A 19,722-nucleotide genomic window follows, 5' to 3' on the forward strand; every position below is an offset into this window, starting at 1 on the left:
GGTGGGAGGGCAAGCCCTCCCACGCGACTGTCAGACCGCCGCAGGACGCAGCGAATAGGTCTTCAATTGGTGGGCAAAATCCCGCAGGGACTGGATGCCGCTGGCCTCGGCCTCGTGCACCCATTCCTTGATGGCGGCGAGCATGTCGTGGCCGTTGGAGCTGGTCTTGAGCCAGATCTGCTGCAGCGCCAGGCGTTTTTCGTAGATCACTTTCAGCGCCTGGCTGTGTTCCAGCATGCTCTGGATACGCAGGTGGTGGCGGTCATCCAGCAGGCTGGTTTCCCGCGACAACAGGCGTTTGGCGCGGTGGAACTGGTGGCGCACCGAGTGATCGACTTTTTCCAGCTCCTGCTTGACCAACGGGCCGATCACCAACTTGCGGTACTGGGCCATGATCTGGAAGCGGTTGTTGAGGATCGCCATGGCGGTGTCCATGTCCAGGTGACCCTTGCCTTCCACGCGGTGGGCAATCGGTGCCACGCGCTGCACCTTGGCCAGGCGCAGGAAGCTGAACACCTTGATCCATGCCCAGCCCAGGTCGAATTCCCACTTCTTCACCGACAGCTTGGCCGAGTTGGGGTAGGTGTGGTGATTGTTGTGCAGCTCTTCGCCGCCGACGATGATGCCCCACGGCACCAGGTTGGTGGCGGCGTCACGGCATTCGAAGTTGCGGTAGCCCACGGCGTGGCCCAGGCCGTTGATCACGCCGGCGGCCCAGAACGGAATCCACATCATCTGGATTGCCCAGATGGTGATGCCGATGGCGCCGAACAGCAGCAGGTCGATCACGCCCATGATCGCCACACCCAGCAGCGGATAAGGAGTGTAGATCTTGCGCTCGATCCAGTCGTCCGGGCAGTTCTTGCCGTAGATGCGCAGGGTCTCGGGGTTTTCGGCCTCGGCACGGTACAGCTCGGCGCCTTTGCGCAATACGGTGGACAGGCCCTTGATCACCGGGCTGTGCGGGTCGTCGACGGTCTCGCACTTGGCGTGGTGCTTGCGGTGGATGGCGGTCCACTCGCGGGTGTTCTGCGCCGTGGTCAGCCACAGCCAGAAGCGGAAGAAGTGTTTCAGGCCGGCATTGAGCTCCAGGGAGCGATGGGCTGAATAGCGGTGCAGATAGACCGTGACCCCAACGATGGTCACGTGGGTCATCAACAGGGTGACTGCCACCAGTTGCCAGGCCGACAAGTCAAGAAAACCGTTGTACCACATAGGCTGTATGGCCCTCAGATAAAGAAAAGAACAGCACACGCATTATCACTAAGCCTACAGAGAAAACCAGCGGCCCTTTCAGATAAGACTTACGAGATGTTACATATCCTATAATCCCCATTCTTTGTAGGACGATTCTGGGCTTTTAGTAAGGATTACTGGGCATATGCTGTTTTCATACCGAGGAGCCCTGCGTGCTGGGCTGGTATACCTGCTGGCTTCGAGCGTCTGGATAGGCCTCACTCATCGTGTATTGATCGAGTTTCTCGATAATCCGACCGACCTGCACCGGTGGTTGCAGGTGCGCGGTTATGTGTGGGTCGCGCTCAGTGCCTGGTTGATCTACCTGATCTGTGCCCGATCTGCCCGGGCCGACCAGCAGCAACCCTTGAAAGAGAACCGCGAGCGCCTGCGCCAGGCTGCTGCCGTGTTCGATTGCACCCGCGAAGGGGTGTTGGTCACCGACGCCAAGGGCCTGATCGTGCATGTGAACCGGGCCTTCATGGAAATCACCGGCTACCAGTGCGAAGACGTCATGGGCCGGCAGCCGAGCCTGTTCAAGTCCGGTCGCCATTCGTCGAATTTCTATCAACAGATGTTCCAGACCCTGGAACACACCGGTGAATGGAGCGGTGAAATCTGGAATCGGCGCAAAAGCGGTGAGATTTATCCACAGTGGCAAACCATTCGCGTGATTCACGATGACCTGGGCCATATCAGCCATTACGTCGCGGTGTTTTCCGACATCAGCGCCATCAAGGATTCCGAGCACGAACTGGCCCACCTGGCCCACCACGACCCGCTGACCGACCTGCCCAACCGCCTGCTGTTCACCGACCGTGCCGAGCAGGCGCTGGCCTCGGCGCAACTCCACAAGCGCGGCTGCGCCCTACTGTTGCTGGACCTGGATCACTTCAAGATCATCAACGACAGCCTTGGCCATAATGTGGGCGACCAGTTGCTCAAGCTGGTGGGCGAGCGGCTCAAGGCGCTGTTCGGCCCCGGCGTGACCCTGGCGCGCCTGGGCGGGGATGAGTTCGCGGTGCTCGCGGAAAACTGCTCACAGGTGGTGCAGGCGGCGGCTTTGGCACAGCGCATGCTGGATGTGATGAAGCAGCCGTTCATCTTTGACGGCCATCAGCTGTTTATCAGCGCCAGCATTGGCATCAGCCTGTTCCCCAATGATGCCCTGAGCGCCGAGCAATTGTTGCGCAACGCCGATTCCGCGCTCTTCAAGGCTAAAAGCGTGGGCCGCGAAGGCTACGCCTTGTACACCGAAGAACTCACCGCCCATGCGCAGAACCGGGTGGAAATCGCCAGCGAACTGCGCCGCGCCCTCGAACAGCAGGAGTTGCGCGTCTACTACCAACCGGTGCACGACTTGCACACCAGCCGCCTGATCGGCGTCGAAGCACTGGTGCGCTGGCAACACCCCGAGCGTGGCCTGGTGCCGCCGGGTGATTTCATCCCCATCGCCGAACGCACCGGGTTGATTGCCGAGATCGATGGATGGGTGATGGACCAGGCCTGCCGACAGATGTGCCGATGGCTGGCCGACGGCACGCCGCTGAGCTTTATTGCAATCAATGTATCCAGCCGCCTGTTTGCCCGGCGCGAACTCTACGATCAAGTCGCCCAGGTGCTGCACGATACCGGCCTGGATCCGGCCTTCCTGGAGTTGGAAGTCACCGAAAGCGCGGTGATGGACGACCCCGAAGTGGCCCTGGAACAACTGCACCGCCTGCGCGAACTGGGCTTGCGCCTGGCCATCGATGACTTCGGCACCGGCTATTCCTCCCTGCTGCGCCTCAAGCGCCTGCCGGTGCAGAAACTCAAGATCGACCAGGGCTTTGTCGCCGGGCTGCCGTGGGACGAAGACGATGCCGCCATTGTGCGGGTGGTGATCGCCCTGGCGAAAAGCATGGGCATGCAGGTGCATGCCGAGGGGATCGAACAGGTGGAGCAGGCGCGGTTCTTGTTGGAGCAGCACTGCGATATGGGCCAGGGGTACTGGTTTGGGCGGCCGATGCCGGCGGACGAGATTGATTGGAACTGCGCACCCACTCTCCAGCCTTGAAATGCATTCAAATGTGGGAGGGGGCTTGCTCCCGATAGCGGTGTGCCAGTCTGAACATTTGTTACTGATAGACCGCCATCGGGGCAAGCCCCCTCCCACATTTGGATATTCACAAGGCGTTATTTCAGCGCTTGGGCGCAAAACAAGCGCGCAACACCACGTCCTGCCAGAAAATTCTTTCTGGTTATATAAACATTCTTAAATAGTATTTTTAAGAATATCCGCGCTTATCTACTATCGCCCTACGCCGCAAGCAGTGCCGCCACTGCGAGGCACTATTCATTTCAGGAGCGAGACCATGAGCGCATCTCTACGTAGCGTCGACGGCCAGGACGAAGCAGCCATTTTGCGCGAGATCCAGAGCGCCTTGCGCGATCTGCGGTTTGGCGCGGTGGAAATCACTGTGCACAACGCTCAAGTGGTACAGATCGAACGCAAGGAAAAATTCCGTTTGCAGAACCCGGGTAACAAACCGAGCTAAGCAATAACGGCGATAGACCCCGTCACTATAAGAAAAAGCCAACACCCAGAATTTTCAGGAGCTTCTATGTCGTCGATTCGCCGTTATGCCCTGGCCGCCCTGGCCAGCGCCGTGTTTGCCGGTTCCGCCGTTGCCAAGGACTACGAGTTGCTCAACGTCTCGTACGATCCTACCCGTGAGCTGTACCAGGACTACAACGCTGAGTTCACCAACTTCTGGAAACAGTCCCACCCCGGCGATAACGTCAAGATCCAGCAATCCCACGGTGGTTCGGGCAAGCAAGGCCGGGCAGTGATCGACGGCCTGCGCGCCGACGTGGTGACCCTGGCCCTGGCCGGTGACATCGACGAAATCGCCAAGCTGGGCAAGACCCTGCCGGAAAACTGGCAGACCCGCCTGCCGGACGCCAGCACCCCATACACCTCGACCATCGTGTTCCTGGTGCGCAAGGGCAACCCTAAAGGCATCAAGGATTGGGGCGACCTGATCAAGAAAGACGTTTCCGTGATCACGCCTAACCCGAAAACCTCCGGCGGTGCGCGCTGGAACTTCCTTGCCGCCTGGGCCTACGGCCTGAAATCCGGTGGCAGCGAAGCCAAGGCCCAGGAATACGTCAAGGAGCTGTTCAAGCACGTGCCGATCCTCGACACCGGCGCGCGCGGTTCGACCATTACCTTCGTCAACAACGGTCAGGGCGACGTGTTGCTGGCCTGGGAAAACGAGGCGTTCCTGGCCCTGAAAGAAGACGGCGGCGCCGACAAGTTCGACATCGTGGTGCCGTCCCTGTCGATCCTTGCGGAGCCGCCGGTGGCCGTGGTCGACAAGAACGCCGAGAAAAAGGGCAACACCGAGATCGCCACTGAATACCTCAAGCACCTGTACAGCCCGGCTGGCCAGGAGATTGCGGCGAAGAACTTCTACCGCCCACGGGATGCAAAAGTGGCCGCCAAATACGCCCAGCAGTTCCCGAAACTGGACCTGGTGACTATCGACAAAGACTTCGGCGGCTGGAAAACTGCCCAGCCGAAATTCTTTAACGACGGTGGCGTGTTCGACCAGATCTACACGGCGCAGTAAGCCAAAGTACCGGTAGGAGCGAGCTTGCTCGCGAAGATCGTCAACGATGACGCGGGCATTCTGAATGAGCGCGGTGCCCTTGAGGTCTTCGCGAGCAAGCTCGCTCCTACAGTGGTTTCTACCTTTAACCAAGGACTCTTATGTCGCGTCGTATTTCCCCCGTCATACCCGGCTTCGGGCTGACGCTGGGCTACACCGTGGTGTACCTCAGCCTGATCGTACTCATCCCCCTCGCGGCGATGTTCGTACACGCCGCTCAACTCACCTGGGATCAGTTCTGGAACATCATCTCCGCACCCCGTGTGCTGGCGGCGTTGAAGCTGAGCTTCAGCACCGCGCTGTACGCCGCCCTGATCAATGGCGTGATCGGCACGCTGCTGGCCTGGGTGCTGGTGCGCTACACCTTCCCCGGCCGCAAGATCATCGATGCGATGATCGACCTGCCGTTCGCCCTGCCCACCGCCGTGGCCGGTATTGCCCTGACTGCGCTGTACACGCCGACCGGCCTGGTGGGCCAGTTCGCCGCCGACCTGGGCTTCAAGATCGCCTACAGCCCCTTGGGCATCACCCTGGCGCTGACCTTCGTGACCCTGCCGTTCGTGGTGCGCACGGTGCAGCCGGTACTCGCGGATATCCCCCGGGAAATCGAAGAAGCCGCCGCCTGCCTGGGCGCCAAGCCGTTGCAGGTGTTCCGCTACATCCTCGTCCCCGCGCTGCTGCCCGCCTGGCTGACCGGTTTCGCCCTGGCGTTTGCCCGTGGCGTCGGTGAGTACGGTTCGGTGATTTTCATCGCCGGCAACATGCCGATGAAAACCGAGATCCTGCCGTTGCTGATCATGGTCAAGCTCGACCAGTACGACTACCGCGGCGCCACCTCCATTGGCGTACTGATGCTGGTGGTTTCCTTTGTCCTGCTGCTGCTGATCAACTTGTTGCAGCGGCGCATCGAACGTCCATAAGGAGGCGCGGAACATGTCCCAATCGTCTATTTCCGCGGCATCCTCGGCCAACGCAGCCCGCCGTGGCAGCGCTGTTTCCCGGCGCATCCTGATCAGCCTGGGCTGGCTGGTGTTCTTCCTGTTCCTGCTGCTGCCGCTGTTTATCGTGGTATCCCAGGGCTTGAAGAACGGCCTCGGCGCGTTTTTCACCGCAATCCTTGAACCGGACGCGTTGTCCGCGCTGAAACTCACGGTGATCGCCGTGCTGATTTCGGTGCCGCTCAACCTGGTATTCGGCGTCAGTGCGGCCTGGTGCGTGAGCAAGTACTCGTTCCGTGGCAAGAGCATCCTGGTGACGCTGATCGACCTGCCGTTCTCGGTCTCCCCGGTGATCGCCGGCCTGGTCTACGTGCTGATGTTCGGCGCCCAGGGCCTGTTTGGCCCTTGGTTGCAGGAGCATGACATCCAGATCGTGTTCGCTTTGCCCGGCATCGTACTGGCGACCATCTTCGTCACCGTGCCGTTCGTCGCCCGCGAACTGATCCCGCTGATGCAGGAGCAGGGCACCCAGGAAGAAGAGGCCGCACGCCTGCTGGGCGCCAATGGCTGGCAGATGTTCTGGCATGTCACCGTGCCGAATATCAAATGGGGCCTGATCTACGGCGTGGTGCTGTGCACCGCGCGGGCCATGGGGGAGTTCGGCGCGGTGTCGGTGGTGTCCGGCCATATTCGCGGCGTGACCAACACCTTGCCGCTGCACGTCGAGATTCTCTACAACGAATACAACCACGTTGCCGCGTTTGCGGTGGCGAGTCTGCTGCTGATCCTGGCGCTCTTCATCCTGCTGCTCAAGCAGTGGAGCGAGAACCGTATTAATCGCCTGCGCGCCAGTGCGGCTGAGGAATAAGTCATGTCGATCGAAGTCCGTAACGTCAGCAAGAACTTCAACGCCTTCAAGGCCCTGGACAGCATCAACCTGGATATCCAGAGTGGCGAACTGGTGGCCTTGCTTGGGCCTTCCGGCTGCGGCAAGACCACCTTGCTGCGCATCATCGCCGGCCTGGAAACCCCGGATGACGGCAGCATCGTGTTCCACGGTGAAGACGTCTCCGGCCACGACGTGCGTGATCGCAACGTCGGTTTTGTGTTCCAGCACTACGCGCTGTTCCGCCACATGACCGTGTTCGACAACGTCGCCTTCGGCCTGCGCATGAAGCCGAAGAACCAGCGCCCGAACGAAAGCCAGATTGCGGCCAAGGTTCATGAACTGCTGAACATGGTGCAGCTGGACTGGCTGGCCGACCGTTACCCGGAACAACTCTCCGGCGGCCAGCGCCAGCGTATCGCCCTGGCCCGCGCGTTGGCGGTCGAGCCGAAGGTGCTGCTGCTGGATGAACCCTTCGGCGCCCTCGATGCCAAGGTGCGTAAGGAACTGCGCCGCTGGCTGGCGCGCCTGCACGAAGACATCAACCTGACCTCGGTGTTCGTGACCCACGACCAGGAAGAGGCCATGGAAGTCGCCGACCGCATCGTGGTGATGAACAAAGGCGTGATCGAGCAGATCGGCTCACCGGGCGACGTCTACGAAAACCCGGCCAGCGATTTCGTCTACCACTTCCTTGGCGACTCCAACCGCCTGCACCTGGGTGAAGACCGGCACGTGCTGTTCCGCCCCCACGAAGTGTCGCTGTCGCGCCACGAACTGGAAGATCATCACGCGGCCGAAGTGCGTGATATTCGTCCGTTGGGCGCGACCACGCGGGTGACCTTGAAGGTCGAAGGCCAGAGCGAGCTGATCGAAGCCGAAGTGGTGAAGGACCACGACAGCCTGACTGGTTTGGTACGAGGCGAGACCTTGTTCTTCAAGCCCAAGGTCTGGCAAAAAGCCTGAGCCCCAAACAAAAAACCCGATGTGAAACAGGTTCAATGTGGGAGGGGGCTTGCTCCCGATAGCGGTGTTTCAGCCAGCTTATCTGCTGCTGACCCACTGCAATCGGGAGCAAGCCCCCTCCCACATTCAGATCTGTCTCGGCTTCAGATCGCGGCGAACCACCGGTCCCGAGCGCTCTTCGATCTGCTGCTTCAAACCCTGGCGCAGCCCCAGCAAAAACGCCACCTCCGCCACCACAAACAGCGGCCCCACAATCAGCCCCGACACGTCATCCACAAACGCCGGCTTCCTGCCTTCGTAGTAATGCCCGACAAACTGAATCACCCAGCCCACCACGAACATTCCCACCCCGCTGCTGAGCCACACCATCGTGCTCTGCGCCGCCAACACGTGCCCGGCCCACACCGACAAGCCTATCAACACCGTCATCAGCGCGCCCAGGGCCAGTTCAAGCCGCAGGTAAAACCACGCGGAAAACAGCGCCACTATCACTGCCGGGGAAAGCCACAGCCCACCCACAGCCCATTCGGGGCGTGACAGCAGCACAGCCACGGCGACCACAATCAGCGGGATGCCGATGAAGTGGCTGGCGATATTGCGTGGGTCGCGGTGGTACGCGGCGTATTGACTGAGGTGATCGACGAGGCTTTTCATTGTTGTTCCTCCTGTAGGATGTTTGATCATGCCCTGTCAGCCTGGGACTAACTGTCAGTTGGGCGACAATCTTCGGAGTTCTCATGGATGCGACGCAATGGCACTCCCGGTTGGCCGTCGGCCACTGGTTCAGTCACCTGCCCGTACCTTTTCAGCATAGTCTGCTGGCCCATGCGCGGCTGCGGCAGCTGACGGCGGGTCAATACCTGTTCAAGCGCGGCGACCCCCCCTGCGGCTTGTATGCGGTGCTCGACGGCACGTTGCGTGTCAGTGCGGTGAATGAGCACGGCAAGGAAGCGTTGTTGAGCCTGGTGGGGGCGCCCTACTGGTTCGGCGAGATCTGCCTGTTCGACGGCTTGCCGCGCACCCACGACGCCTGCGCCACGGGGCCGTGCACGCTGGTGCAGGTGCCGCAGCAGGCGCTGCTGAAGATCCTCGATCAATCCCCTTGCTACTGGCGCGACCTGGCGTTGCTGATGAGCCAGAAGCTGCGCCTGAGTTTTATCGGCCTCGAACAGCTCAGCCTGATGCCCGCTTCGGTGCGCCTGGCCCACCGGCTGTTGATGATTGTTGAGGGCTACGGCGACATGGCGCCTTCAAAACGCGTGCTGCAACTGCCCCAGGAAGACCTGGCGGCGATGTTGAGCCTGTCGCGCCAGACCACCAATGCCTTGCTCAAGGACCTGCAAGCCCAGGGCATCGTGCGCCTGGGCTACGGCGAGATCGAAATCCTCGATGCGCAGCGGCTACGAGAGGCGGCGCACACCTGAGGGTGTTAGCCTGCAAACCTGATCAATCGAGGTGTGTTATGCGTGTGCTGTTAGTGGAACATGAATCCGAAGAGGCACAGCGGATGGCCCGGGGATTGAACGAGGCCGGCTACACCGTGGAAGTCGCGGCCAACGGCATGGCGGCGCAGCGCTTTGTCGAAAGCGCCGAATACGACCTGGTGATCCTGGATGTGATGTTGCCTGGCCTGAATGCCTGGAAGCTGCAGCAGGCCATCCGGCAGAAGGGTGAGACGCCGGTGTTGTTCCTGACCACGCCGGGCGGGATTGAAGATCGCCTGCGCGGCTTGGAGCTGCATGAGGATGATTACCTGCTCAAGCCGTTTGAGGCCAAGGGGTTGGTGATGCGGGTCAGGAAACTGTTGCGGCGGGATCGGGGTCGCTGATTGATCCCGTCACTGTAGTGCCTGAAAGATTGCCATCGGGAGCAAGCCCCCTCCCACAGGAGAACGCATTTCAAATGTGGGGGCTTGCCCCCGATGAGCATAGGTATCTACACAACTTGGGCTCAACACTGAGCGCCCGGCAGATAGGGCTGTTGTGGTGAGCGGGCTTGTCCCGCGCTGGGCTGCGTAGCAGCCCCAGTAAAGAAGAACGCGGTGTATCAGACACTCTGTAGAGGCTGGTTTTGGGGCTGCTACGCAGCCCAGCGCGGGACAAGCCCGCTCGCCACAGTGAGATTTGTCAGGGGCTGAAAAGTTGTGTAGATACCCATGCCCCGATGAGACCTTCAGCCTCCCCACATATCCCCTTACCGCAACCCATCCCGAAACTGCCCCGGCGTCATCCCCGTCCAGCGCTTGAACGCCCGGTTAAAGCTGCTGGTATCGGCAAATCCCAACAGATGGCTGACCTCGGCCAATGAACACTGTGGATCACGCAAGTGGAGCAACGCCAAGTTCTGGCGACACTCATTGAGCAACGCATCAAACCGACACCCCTCATCCGCCAGATGCCGCTGCAAACTGCGCAAACTCAAGTGCAGCGCCTGGGCAATCCGCTCGGCACTCGGCTCGCCATCGGGCAGTTGCGCCTCGATGGCCGCGCGCACCTTGCGCTCCCAGGTCAGCGGTTGCAGTTGCGCCAGGGTGCGTTTGAGCACGGTTTCGTTGTGTTCGGCCAGTTCCGGGTTGGCGTCGTCCAGGTGGCTGTCGAAAGCGCTGGCGGCGAATTCGAGGCGGTCTTCCTCGGCGCCGAAAAACACCGGTGCGCGGAACACCGTGTGCCAGGGCTTGGGGTCGGCGGGTTGCGGGCGCCGCAGGTAAACCGCCAGCGGCGCATAGTCGCGGCCCAGGCGATTGCGGCACGTGCGCACATAGATCGCGGCAAACGCATCGATGGCTTCCAGCGCCGGCGCCGGGCTGCCTGGCGGTTGCAGCAGGCGAAAGCGGTAGCGCTCGCCATCGCCGCTGAGTTCCAGGCTCAGGGCATCGCTGACCACCTGGTGATACCGCACGATGCGCTCGAACACCTCGCGCAGGCTGCCGCTCGCCACCAATGCATAACCCAGCGCATGAAAGGTGGTCGGGCTGACAAACCGCGACACCCGCAACCCGATGGCCGGATCGCCGCTGGCCTGCACCGCCAGTTCCCACAGGCGCGTGGTGGCCGACAGCGGGTAACGCGCGTTGGGGTCGTCCATCTGCTGCGGATCAAGCCCGGCCTGGGCGCACAGCGCGGCGCTGTCGAGGCCCAGGGCATCGAGCTGCTTGCGCAGGGCGCGGGTCCAGCTGGCGAGGGAAGTCGGTTCGGTCATGGCGATTGGCGCTTGCAGTCAACAGGTTGGCGTGTGGGGCTAGCGTCCTGCAAGAAGCCCTGGTGCAGGATGTAACCCTCAATGAATAAGAGGATGGGAGCATGGACGGTACTTCTGCAAGTCCCCAGCAGATGAACGCGCAACAGCGTTCGGCGCATATCCGTGAAGTGGTGCTCGCCGAAGGCGTGCGCTTGCGTCGCCGGCACCCGTGGTTGCAGCATCAGGACGCCCTGGGCGCGGGTATCCTGGCCTTTGCCTTGCTCGGCATGATGGGCTCGGCGGCGCTCTATATCAGCGGTCATATGGCCTGGTGGACCTGCCTGCTGCTCAATGCGTTCCTGGCCTCACTGACCCACGAGCTGGAACACGACCTGATCCACAGCATGTACTTTCGTAAACAGCGCGTGGCCCACAACCTGATGATGGGCCTGGTGTGGCTGGCGCGGCCGAGTACCATCAACCCGTGGATCCGTCGGCACCTGCACCTCAATCACCACAAGGTCTCCGGCACCGAGACCGATATGGAGGAACGTGCGATCACCAACGGCGAGCCCTGGGGCCTGGCGCGGTTGCTGATGGTGGGCGATAACGTGATGTCGGCGTTTATCCGCATGCTGCGCGCCAAGACCTGGGGCCACAAACTCAAGATCCTCAAGCGCTCGCTGCTGGTCTACGCACCTTTGGCGCTGCTGCATTGGGGCGCGTGGTATATCTTCCTCGGCTTCCATGCCGCCAACGGCATCGCCAGCCTGCTGGGCACGCCGATCGACTGGTCCACCGGCACCTTGCAGATGATGCAGGTGATCGACATCGCCGCCGTGGTGATCATCGGCCCCAATGTGCTGCGCACCTTTTGCCTGCACTTTGTCAGCTCCAACATGCACTACTACGGCGATGTGGAACCGGGCAATGTGATCCAGCAAACCCAAGTGCTGAACCCGTGGTGGCTGTGGCCGTTGCAGGCGTTCTGCTTCAACTTCGGCAGCACCCACGGGATTCACCATTTTGTGGTGAAGGAGCCGTTCTACATCCGCCAGATGACGGCCAAGGTGGCACATAAGGTCATGGCCGAGATGGGCGTGCGCTTCAATGATTTCGGCACGTTTGCGCGGGCCAATCGGCTTGAGCCCATGGCGTCGCCCCAGGCCCGGCTCAATCCGGCTGAAACGGCGACGCGCTGAGCACCACGCCGGTTTCGTCGACGTACTGCTGCCAGTGGCCGATCAACGTGGCGAGCTTGTCCGGATGACTCAAGGCCAGGTCGTGAATTTCGCCGGGATCCTGGCCCAGGTCATACAGTTGCCAGGTCGCCGGGCCCACCGGGCCGGGGATGTACACGGCTTTCCACTGGCCCTGGCGAATCGCGCGGCGGCCGAACAGTTCCCAGCCGGTTACGGTGTTGTCGTCGTGCACCTGGGCGGTCTCGCCAGAGAGGAAGCCCAGCCACGACTTGCCCCGCAGCGGCGCCACCGGCTTGCCACGCCATTGTTTGCCCGGATGGCGCACGCCGGCCAGGTCGAGGATGGTCGGCGTGATGTCCATCACCGTGCCGAAACCATGGCTGATACGACCTTTGAGCGACAACTGCGGATAGTGCACCAGCGCCGGCACGCGAATCCCGCCCTCGGTGGTGAACGCCTTGAACAACCGCGACGGCGCCGTCGCCACCTGCGCCCATGACGGGCCATACCAGACATAGGAATTGGCGCGGCCGATATTGTCCAGGCTGTTGTCGTAATGCTGGTTGAGGTAGGTGAGCAACTGCGGCCCGAACTTGGGGAACGCCTCCAACAGCGCACCTTCGGCGCCGTTGTCGGACATGAACACAATGAAGGTATTGTCCAACTGCCCCTGCTGGCGCAGGTAATCCACCACTCGGCCGATGTTCCAGTCCATGCGCTCGACCATCGCCGCATACACCTCCATGGCCCGCGCCGAGACCTGGCGCTGTTCGTCGCTCAAGGCGGCCCACTGGGTGTTCAGTTCGATCAACGGATGGGGTTCGACATTGGCGTCGATCAGCCCCAATGCCTTGAGTTTTTCCAGGCGTTCCAGGCGTAGCACTTCGGGGCCGGCGTCGTAGCGGCCACGGTACTTCTCGACGATGTCCGCAGGCGCCTGCAACGGCCAGTGCGGCGCGGAAAACGGCAGGTAGGCGAAGAACGGCCGGGCCTGGTCGCGCTCCTTGAGATAGTGCAGCAGCTTGTCGCCGAAGGCATCGGAGGAATAGAAGTCCTTGGGCAATTGCTCCACGAACCGGTCGTCTTCGATGTACAGCGCCGGGGTGGATTTGAGCAGGCCCGGGGTGTCGTCGTTATAGGTCGGTTCGAAGCCGTAGTGGTTGGCCGCCCCCGGCAGCAGCGAGAACGAACGCTCGAAACCGCGGGCGTGGGGCGCCAGTTCGGCGGTCAGGCCCAGGTGCCACTTGCCGCTCATCAGTGTCTGATAACCGGCCTCGCGCAGCAGCTCCGGCAGTGCCACCACCTTGTCATTCAAGTAGCCCTCGTAGCCGGGCTTGCCGATCAGCTCCGGGGTCAGTGCCTCGGCCATGGTGCCGATACCGGCGATATGGTGGTCGGTGCCGGTGAGCAGCATCGAGCGGGTAGGCGAGCACGTCGGGGCAGTGTGGAAGTCGGTCAGGCGCAGGCCGTTCAGCGCCAGAGCGTCCAGGTGCGGCGTGGAAATTTCCCCGCCAAACGCACCGAGGTCGGAGAAGCCCATGTCATCGGCCAGGATCACGAGAAAATTGGGACGTTGCGGCATCAAGGCACTCCTCATCAGCAGGCGGTTTTTCAGCAGGCGATAAACGCCAGTGGCAGGTCGCGGATCTGTTCGCGCGCGGGCGGCTGGTAATGGCCGTCGCTGGTCAGTTCATGCAGCAACTCCTCACGCAGCTGGTGGAATTCGAAACTGCTGCGCTGGCGCGGGTGGGGCAGGGCAATCTCGACGACCTGCTTGATCCGCCCCGGCCGGGGCTCCATCACCACCACGCGGTCGGCGAGGAAAATCGCTTCCTCCACATCGTGGGTCACCAATACCGTGGTGATTTTGGCGCGGGCGCGGATCGCCAGGAGTTCGTCCTGCATCTGCTGGCGGGTCAGGGCGTCGAGGGCACCGAAGGGTTCGTCCAGCAGCAGAATGCGCGGGCTGGCCACCAGGCCGCGGGCAATCGCCACCCGTTGCGCCATGCCGCCGGACAGTTGGTGCGGATAGGCGCGGGTGAAGTCGGTGAGGCCGACCAGCTCGATAAAATCGCTGATGCGCCGATTGCGCTCTGCTTCGCTCAGTGGCTCGTTGACCAGGCCCAGGCCGATATTTTCCGCCACGGTGAGCCAGGGGAACAGACGATGCTCCTGGAACACGATGCCGCGCTCGCCGCCGATGCCGCTGACCGCTTTGCCGTCGACGCGGATCTCGCCGCGAAACTGCGTATCGAGCCCCACCAGCAAACGCAGCAGGGTGGATTTGCCGCAGCCGCTGGAGCCGACAATCGCGACGAATTCGCCTTCGGCAATCTCCAGGTTGAATTCGCGGATGGCTTCCAGCTCGAAGCCGTCGACGTCGAAGGTCTTGCCCACATGGTTGAAGCTGACGATAGGTGCGTTCATGCGTGTCTCCAGCGGGTGGCGCGGGTTTCGATGCGCTGGCCGATCAGGTTGAGGGCCGCGCCGGTGAGGCCGACCAGGAGCATGCCGCTCATGATCAGGTCCATGCGCAGCAGTTGTTGGGCGCCGATCATCAGGCTGCCGATACCGCCGTTGGACGGCATGAAATATTCCGCACCGATGGTGCCCAGCCAGGCGTAGATCAGGCTCAGGCGCAGGCCGGCGAAAATGCCGGCTGCGGCGCCTGGCAGTACCAGGCGTCGCAGCCGTTGGAACAGGTTCAGGCGCAACACCTGCACCGCTTCGTTGAGCTGTGGCGACAGATTCAGCACGCTGCGTTGGGTGGCGATAAACAACGGGAAGAAGGCGGCGAGGGCGATAAACACCCATTTGGCCAACTCACCCAAGCCAAACCAGGCAGTGAGCAGCGGCACCCAGGCGAAAATCGCGATCTGGCGCAAGGCGGCCAGGGTCGGCCCGAGTACCCGCTCACTGCGCCGTGACAGTCCCAGCCACAGGCCCATGGCAAAGCCAAGGCCGCCACCGAGCAGCAACCCGCCCAGGCTTCGCCCCAGGCTGGTGCCCAGTGCACCGCTGAGGTTGCCATCCACCACCCCGGCGACGGTGGTGTGCAGCACCACCCATGGGCTGACCAGAATGTTCGTGTCGACCCAGCCTTGTTGCGTCGCGACCTGCCACAGCGCCAGCAACAGCAGGGGCAGCAACCACGGTTGCAGGCGCTGCCAGCCTTGATAGCGCGGGCCGCGACGAATCTGCGCCGTGGCCGGGTGGGGCCAGTGCACCCATTTGCGGTCCAGGCAGCCAATGCCACGGTCCATCACCACGCCGAATACGCCGATGACCACGATGCACACGAAGACGATATCGAGCATGAACAGCTGGCGCGCCCACACCATCAGGTAGCCGATGCCTTCGCTGGAGGCCAGCAACTCCACCGCCAGCAGCGAGGTCCAGCCGGCCGCCAGGGCCAGGCGCACGCCGGCCATAAAGGCGGGCAGCGCGGCAGGCAGGATCAGGCGCCGGATCAACAGGTGCGTGGGCAGGCGCAACACGCGGGCGGCTTCGCGTAACTGGGGTTGGGCGTCGCGCACGCCCACCAGGGTATGCAGGGTGACGGGCACCACGATCGCTTTCACCAGCACCACCAGTTTCAGGGTTTCGCCAATGCCGAAGAACACCATGAACAGTGGAATCCAGGCCAGGGTCGGTACCTGCGACAACGCGCTGAACGTCGGAAACACCAGGCGCTCGGCGCGCGCGCTGAAACCCAACACCGCCCCCAGCAGCGCCCCGGCGCCAATGCCCGCCAGCAACCCCCAGGACAGGCGTTGCAGGCTGATCGCCAGGTGGCTCCACAGCTCGCCGCCGGCCAGTTCCACGGCGCTGCTCCACACCAGCGACGGTGGCGGCAGGATCTGCTCGCTCATCCAGTGATTGCGGCTGGCCAGCCACCACAGCGCAAACAGCGTCACCGGCAGCAACCATGGCAACAGCCGTTCACTGTGCAGCGGCCAACGTGGCGCGGCGCCGGGAGCCGCGAGCGGTAGGCTCAAAAGTGAGATTCGGGCCATGGAGGACCTCCGTTGTCGCCAAGGGCGTTATGTGATTTCGATCTTATAAAAACGTAATCAAGATGATTGAGGGATAAGAAAAGCCATTTAAAGCCTCGCTCCGGCACGCATCCAATGCATTCGAAGAATATTTTCGATGCTATTCATGCATAGCCCTCTGGAGCCTGCGTTTCCCTTCGCATAGTCCTAAAAGCTATTAAATTGTGAATTTATAGTATTTAAAGTTTTGACCAGGTTGTGCCTACTTTCTGCTCCCCAGGCGACCCTCGCCCACAAGGAGCTGCGCTTATGAAACTGCCGTTCAAACGTCTGATCACCCTGGTCGCAGGCACCGCACTGGCGGGCCTGGTACAGGCTGCCGACCTCAAGGAAATCCGCATCGCCGTGCCCGACCTCAGCGCAGGCAGCCAGCACAGCGGCGGGGGCATAACGGACGTGCTGCGCGAGCAGCAGATCTTCGAAAAAGCCTTTGCCGACCAAGGCATCAAGATCCAGTGGAATTACTTCAAGGGCGCCGGCCCTGTGATCAACGAAGCCTTCGCCAACGGGCAGGTGGACCTGGCATACCTGGGCGACCTGGCGGCGATCATCGGCCGCTCCAATGGCCTGGAGACGCGCTTGCTCAGTGCTACCGCGCGGGACATCAAGCAGTACCTCGGCGTGGTACCGGGTTCTGGCATCAAGACCTTGCAGGACCTCAAGGGCAAGCGCGTCGCGGTGTTCCGTGGCACGGCCAGCCAGTTGTCGTTCGACAGTGCATTGGCCAGCCAGGGCTTGAGTGAGAAGGACCTCAAAGTCATCAGCCTGGACTACAACGCCGCCAATGCCGCGTTGGCCGCCAAGCAGATCGACGCCACCTGGGGCGGTTCGAACCTGACGGCATTGCAAGCCAAGGGGCTGGCTGAAATACCGCTGACCACCAAGGACCTCGGTGGCGCCGGCAGCGTCCAGGCGGTGCTGGTGGGCAGCAAGCAGTTTGTCGACGAGCACCCCGACGCCGTCGCCAAGCTGCTCAAGGCCCAGCAGCAGGCGGTGCAATGGTTGACCGATGACAACAACAAGCAAGCCTACATAGCGCTGGTGTCCGGGCTGGCCAGTTACCCGCCGGTGATCCTCACCAATGACTTGAAAGACCAGACCCTCAGCGAGATTTTCCCGTCGACCCTGGACCCGGTGTTCCTGGCTAAATTGCAGGGTTCGGTGGACCTGGCTTCCAAGGAGAAGCTGATTCGCAAGTCGTTCCAGGTGAGTGACTGGGTGGCGCCGAATCTGTCGGCGGCGGGGCTTTGAGTCGGGTGGTGCTGGGCTATCGCCATCGGGGCATGGGTATCTACACAACTTGAGCGAGCCTTCTGCGTAGATACCGTCTTATCCAACCCCATCAAGGCCCCCCCGTAGCAGCTGCCGAGCGCAAGCGAGGCTGCGTCAGGCGCGCTGCCGATTCAGGAACGAGTCGCGGCCAACGCAGCCTCGCCGGGGCTCGACAGCTGCTACGCACTATTCTATTGAAGTTGTGTAGATACTCATGGCTATCGGGGCTTGCCCCCGATGAGGCCCTTCAAACCGCCACACTCACCTCCTGCCTGTCCACCTCCACCAGCGTCTCGATCATCGCCTTCGCCGCCGGCGACAACCGCGAACCGGTGCGGCTGACAATCCCGCAGCGGGCGCTCATGGTCTCCATGTTCTGCGGCAGGTTGCGCCAGTGCAGCAGCTTCAGCGTGCCCTGGGCGATGTCTTCGGCGAATGCCTCCTCGGTGCCCACGCCGATGGCATTGGACTGCAGTACGATCTTCACCAGCGCCGGGAAATGTTCGGTCTGGATGCTCGGGGAAAAATCCATGCGCCCGCTCAGGTTCGCCAACAGTTTGCGAATGCCCTGTGAGATCAGCGGCGACGCCAGCGGGTAGTCGAACATGTCGTTGGTCGACAGGCTGTCCTTGGCCAGCAACGGGTGCCCCGGTCGGCAAAAAAATACCCCGCGCTTGGGGGTCAGCGCGCGGGTCTGGAAATTCGGGTCGGCTTCGAATTGGCGGATGTCGGCGATAAAGAATTCGATCTCTTCACGGCTCAGGGCACGGCTGAGTTTTTCCCAGTTATCCACCTGGAAACTGGTGCGGATTTTCGGGTGGGCGCTGATAAAGCGCGCCACCGCATCCGGCACCAGTTTCACTGCCGGGGCCGGGCCGCAGCCGAAGCGCAGGTCGCCGGCGTCGAGCTTGGTCATGCGCGTCACTTCACTGCTCAGCAAGGCGGCGCCGTGCACCAGGGACAAGGCATGTTGCAGCACCACTTGGCCCTCCGGCGTGGGGCGCAGGTCCTTGTGGCCACGGTCGACCAGCACGCAGCCGAACTCCTGTTCCAGCCCCTGGATGCTGCGGCTGAACGCCGGTTGGGTGATGCCCATGGCGTCTGCCGCACGCACGAAACTGCGGTGTTCGTTGAGGGCGATGAAGTAGCGCAGTTGGCGAAGATCCATATGCTTTCCCTGCATCTTAAAAATAGGTCGAAGGCATTTGCGACCACGGGAGCAGAGGTTTTAAATGCAAGCTCTTATTCCGTCAATGAAGCATTTGTTCATCTACTAGATCTAAATTGCATATGGATAGAGCGTTGTCGGAAAGCGTCCCCATCAGCAGGCACAAGAGGGTCATCACCATGAGCAACGCCGCATTAGCTGTTCAACCCGTCGCCCAGGCGCTGGATATTCACCCGGTCGCCGGCCGCATCGGCGCCGAGATTCGCGGTATCACACTGTCCGGCGATCTGGATGCCGCCACGGTCGAAGCCATCCAGCAGGCGCTGGTGCAGTACAAGGTGATCTTCTTTCGCGAGCAGACTCACCTCGATGACCAGAGCCAGGAAGCCTTTGCCCATCTGCTCGGCGAGCCGATTGCCCACCCGACGGTGCCGGTGCGCGACGGCACGCGCTTCCTGATGGAACTGGACGGTACCCGTGGGCAGCGCGCCAATTCCTGGCACACCGATGTGACCTTCGTCGATGCCTACCCGAAAGCCTCGGTGCTGCGTTCGGTGCTGGCGCCCAAGTCCGGTGGCGACACGGTCTGGGCCAACACCTCGAGCGCCTACAACGACCTCAGCGTCGAACTGCGCGCCCTGGCGGATAACTTGTGGGCGGTGCACAGCAACGAATACGACTACGCCGCGCTCAAGCCGGATGTGTCGGCCGAGCGGCTTGAGGCATACCGCAAGGTGTTCACCTCGACGGTGTACGAAACCGAGCACCCGGTGGTGCGCGTGCATCCGGTCAGTGGCGAGAAAACCCTGTTGCTGGGGCACTTCGTCAAGCGCCTGAAAGGTTATTCCCAGGCTGACTCGACCCAGCTGTTCAACCTGCTGCAAAGCCACGTCACCCGCCTGGAAAACACCGTGCGCTGGCGCTGGAACACTGGCGACGTGGCGATCTGGGACAATCGCGCCACCCAGCATTACGCCGTGGACGACTACGGCACCCAGGAACGCATCGTGCGCCGGGTGACGCTCAAGGGCGATGTGCCGGTGGGCGTGCAAGGGCAGCGCAGCCAGACCACCAAAGGTCTCTAATGTGGGAGGGGGCAAGCCCTGATGCCAGTCAGTCAACGGCGAACACCGTACCTGTGGTGAGCGGGCTTGCCCCGCGTTGGGGTG

18 protein-coding genes are annotated in these 19,722 nt (G+C 61.9%); 11 read left to right on the top strand and 7 right to left on the bottom strand.

Annotation, left to right across the window (positions count from 1 at the left end; translation table 11 throughout):
* Nucleotides 1-30 precede the first annotated feature (30 nt).
* On the bottom strand, nucleotides 31-1,215 hold the full coding sequence (gene desA, locus PspCFBP13509_RS22360) for a delta-9 fatty acid desaturase DesA (RefSeq protein WP_065926320.1): 1,185 nt from the start codon (nucleotides 1,213-1,215) through the stop codon (nucleotides 31-33).
* Nucleotides 1,216-1,381: 166 nt separating this feature from the next.
* Between desA and dibA the strand changes: the two genes are divergently transcribed.
* The 6 genes from dibA to PspCFBP13509_RS22390 all read left to right on the top strand — a co-directional run bounded on the left by dibA (nucleotide 1,382) and on the right by PspCFBP13509_RS22390 (nucleotide 7,679).
* Nucleotides 1,382-3,292 (top strand): phosphodiesterase DibA, encoded by a 1,911-nt coding sequence (dibA, locus tag PspCFBP13509_RS22365; RefSeq protein ID WP_137212712.1) that lies wholly within the window; start codon nucleotides 1,382-1,384, stop codon nucleotides 3,290-3,292.
* Nucleotides 3,293-3,590: 298 nt separating this feature from the next.
* Nucleotides 3,591-3,773, top strand: coding sequence for a sulfur starvation response protein OscA (gene oscA, locus PspCFBP13509_RS22370; RefSeq protein WP_003170956.1), 183 nt, complete (start codon nucleotides 3,591-3,593; stop codon nucleotides 3,771-3,773).
* A 66-nt stretch (nucleotides 3,774-3,839) separates the two neighbouring features.
* Nucleotides 3,840-4,850 carry a sulfate ABC transporter substrate-binding protein gene (locus tag PspCFBP13509_RS22375; RefSeq protein WP_053137687.1) on the top strand — a complete coding sequence of 337 codons (1,011 nt, stop codon included), beginning with the start codon at nucleotides 3,840-3,842 and terminating at the stop codon, nucleotides 4,848-4,850.
* 140 nt (nucleotides 4,851-4,990) lie between these two features.
* Nucleotides 4,991-5,809 (top strand): sulfate ABC transporter permease subunit CysT, encoded by an 819-nt coding sequence (gene cysT / locus PspCFBP13509_RS22380; RefSeq protein WP_027607868.1) that lies wholly within the window; start codon nucleotides 4,991-4,993, stop codon nucleotides 5,807-5,809.
* Nucleotides 5,810-5,822: 13 nt separating this feature from the next.
* Entirely contained in the window at nucleotides 5,823-6,695 is an 873-nt protein-coding gene (gene cysW, locus PspCFBP13509_RS22385) for a sulfate ABC transporter permease subunit CysW (protein ID WP_065926322.1), read from the top strand.
* Between the two features lie 3 nt (nucleotides 6,696-6,698).
* Nucleotides 6,699-7,679 (top strand): sulfate/molybdate ABC transporter ATP-binding protein, encoded by a 981-nt coding sequence (locus tag PspCFBP13509_RS22390; RefSeq protein ID WP_065948539.1) that lies wholly within the window; start codon nucleotides 6,699-6,701, stop codon nucleotides 7,677-7,679.
* 126 nt (nucleotides 7,680-7,805) lie between these two features.
* Here the strand turns inward: PspCFBP13509_RS22390 and PspCFBP13509_RS22395 are convergent, their stop codons facing one another.
* Nucleotides 7,806-8,333: an Mpo1 family 2-hydroxy fatty acid dioxygenase gene (locus PspCFBP13509_RS22395; RefSeq protein WP_137212713.1), complete on the bottom strand. Its 528-nt coding sequence runs from the start codon at nucleotides 8,331-8,333 to the stop codon at nucleotides 7,806-7,808.
* Nucleotides 8,334-8,416: 83 nt separating this feature from the next.
* Here PspCFBP13509_RS22395 and PspCFBP13509_RS22400 point away from each other — a divergent pair, with 83 nt between their 5' ends.
* Nucleotides 8,417-9,103, top strand: a complete 687-nt coding sequence (locus tag PspCFBP13509_RS22400) for a Crp/Fnr family transcriptional regulator (protein ID WP_065948537.1) — start codon at nucleotides 8,417-8,419, stop codon at nucleotides 9,101-9,103.
* Between the two features lie 38 nt (nucleotides 9,104-9,141).
* Complete coding sequence (locus PspCFBP13509_RS22405) at nucleotides 9,142-9,507, top strand: response regulator (protein WP_065926326.1); 366 nt, start codon at nucleotides 9,142-9,144, stop codon at nucleotides 9,505-9,507.
* A gap of 365 nt (nucleotides 9,508-9,872) precedes the next feature.
* On the opposite strand, the gene PspCFBP13509_RS22410 is transcribed toward PspCFBP13509_RS22405, so the two are convergent.
* Complete coding sequence (locus PspCFBP13509_RS22410) at nucleotides 9,873-10,877, bottom strand: AraC family transcriptional regulator (protein ID WP_137212714.1); 1,005 nt, start codon at nucleotides 10,875-10,877, stop codon at nucleotides 9,873-9,875.
* A gap of 101 nt (nucleotides 10,878-10,978) precedes the next feature.
* On the opposite strand from PspCFBP13509_RS22410, the gene PspCFBP13509_RS22415 reads away from it, so the two are divergent.
* Nucleotides 10,979-12,058, top strand: coding sequence for a fatty acid desaturase (locus tag PspCFBP13509_RS22415; RefSeq protein WP_137212715.1), 1,080 nt, complete (start codon nucleotides 10,979-10,981; stop codon nucleotides 12,056-12,058).
* Here PspCFBP13509_RS22415 and PspCFBP13509_RS22420 read toward each other — a convergent pair.
* The 3 genes from PspCFBP13509_RS22420 to PspCFBP13509_RS22430 are packed head-to-tail and all read right to left on the bottom strand — an operon-like array spanning nucleotide 12,030 to nucleotide 16,074.
* Nucleotides 12,030-13,640, bottom strand: coding sequence for an arylsulfatase (locus tag PspCFBP13509_RS22420; RefSeq protein ID WP_065926329.1), 1,611 nt, complete (start codon nucleotides 13,638-13,640; stop codon nucleotides 12,030-12,032). The genes PspCFBP13509_RS22415 and PspCFBP13509_RS22420 overlap by 29 nt on opposite strands.
* 29 nt (nucleotides 13,641-13,669) lie before the next feature.
* Nucleotides 13,670-14,485 (bottom strand): ABC transporter ATP-binding protein, encoded by an 816-nt coding sequence (locus tag PspCFBP13509_RS22425; protein WP_065926330.1) that lies wholly within the window; start codon nucleotides 14,483-14,485, stop codon nucleotides 13,670-13,672.
* The gene (locus tag PspCFBP13509_RS22430) at nucleotides 14,482-16,074 is read right to left on the bottom strand and encodes an ABC transporter permease (protein WP_137212716.1); all 1,593 of its coding nucleotides are present in this window, start codon (nucleotides 16,072-16,074) and stop codon (nucleotides 14,482-14,484) included. The genes PspCFBP13509_RS22425 and PspCFBP13509_RS22430 overlap by 4 nt, the downstream gene beginning before the upstream one ends.
* A gap of 288 nt (nucleotides 16,075-16,362) precedes the next feature.
* Here PspCFBP13509_RS22430 and PspCFBP13509_RS22435 point away from each other — a divergent pair, with 288 nt between their 5' ends.
* A complete protein-coding gene (locus tag PspCFBP13509_RS22435; protein ID WP_065926332.1) occupies nucleotides 16,363-17,364 on the top strand; it encodes an ABC transporter substrate-binding protein in 1,002 nt (333 codons plus the stop codon).
* Nucleotides 17,365-17,632: 268 nt separating this feature from the next.
* On the opposite strand, the gene PspCFBP13509_RS22440 is transcribed toward PspCFBP13509_RS22435, so the two are convergent.
* Nucleotides 17,633-18,553 (bottom strand): LysR family transcriptional regulator, encoded by a 921-nt coding sequence (locus tag PspCFBP13509_RS22440; protein ID WP_065926333.1) that lies wholly within the window; start codon nucleotides 18,551-18,553, stop codon nucleotides 17,633-17,635.
* A 179-nt stretch (nucleotides 18,554-18,732) separates the two neighbouring features.
* Between PspCFBP13509_RS22440 and PspCFBP13509_RS22445 the strand changes: the two genes are divergently transcribed.
* Nucleotides 18,733-19,638, top strand: coding sequence for a TauD/TfdA dioxygenase family protein (locus tag PspCFBP13509_RS22445; RefSeq protein WP_065948532.1), 906 nt, complete (start codon nucleotides 18,733-18,735; stop codon nucleotides 19,636-19,638).
* Nucleotides 19,639-19,722: the final 84 nt, after the last annotated feature.

The sequence above is a fragment of the Pseudomonas sp. CFBP13509 genome, from assembly GCF_005233485.1.
GTDB lineage: Bacteria > Pseudomonadota > Gammaproteobacteria > Pseudomonadales > Pseudomonadaceae > Aquipseudomonas > Aquipseudomonas marginalis.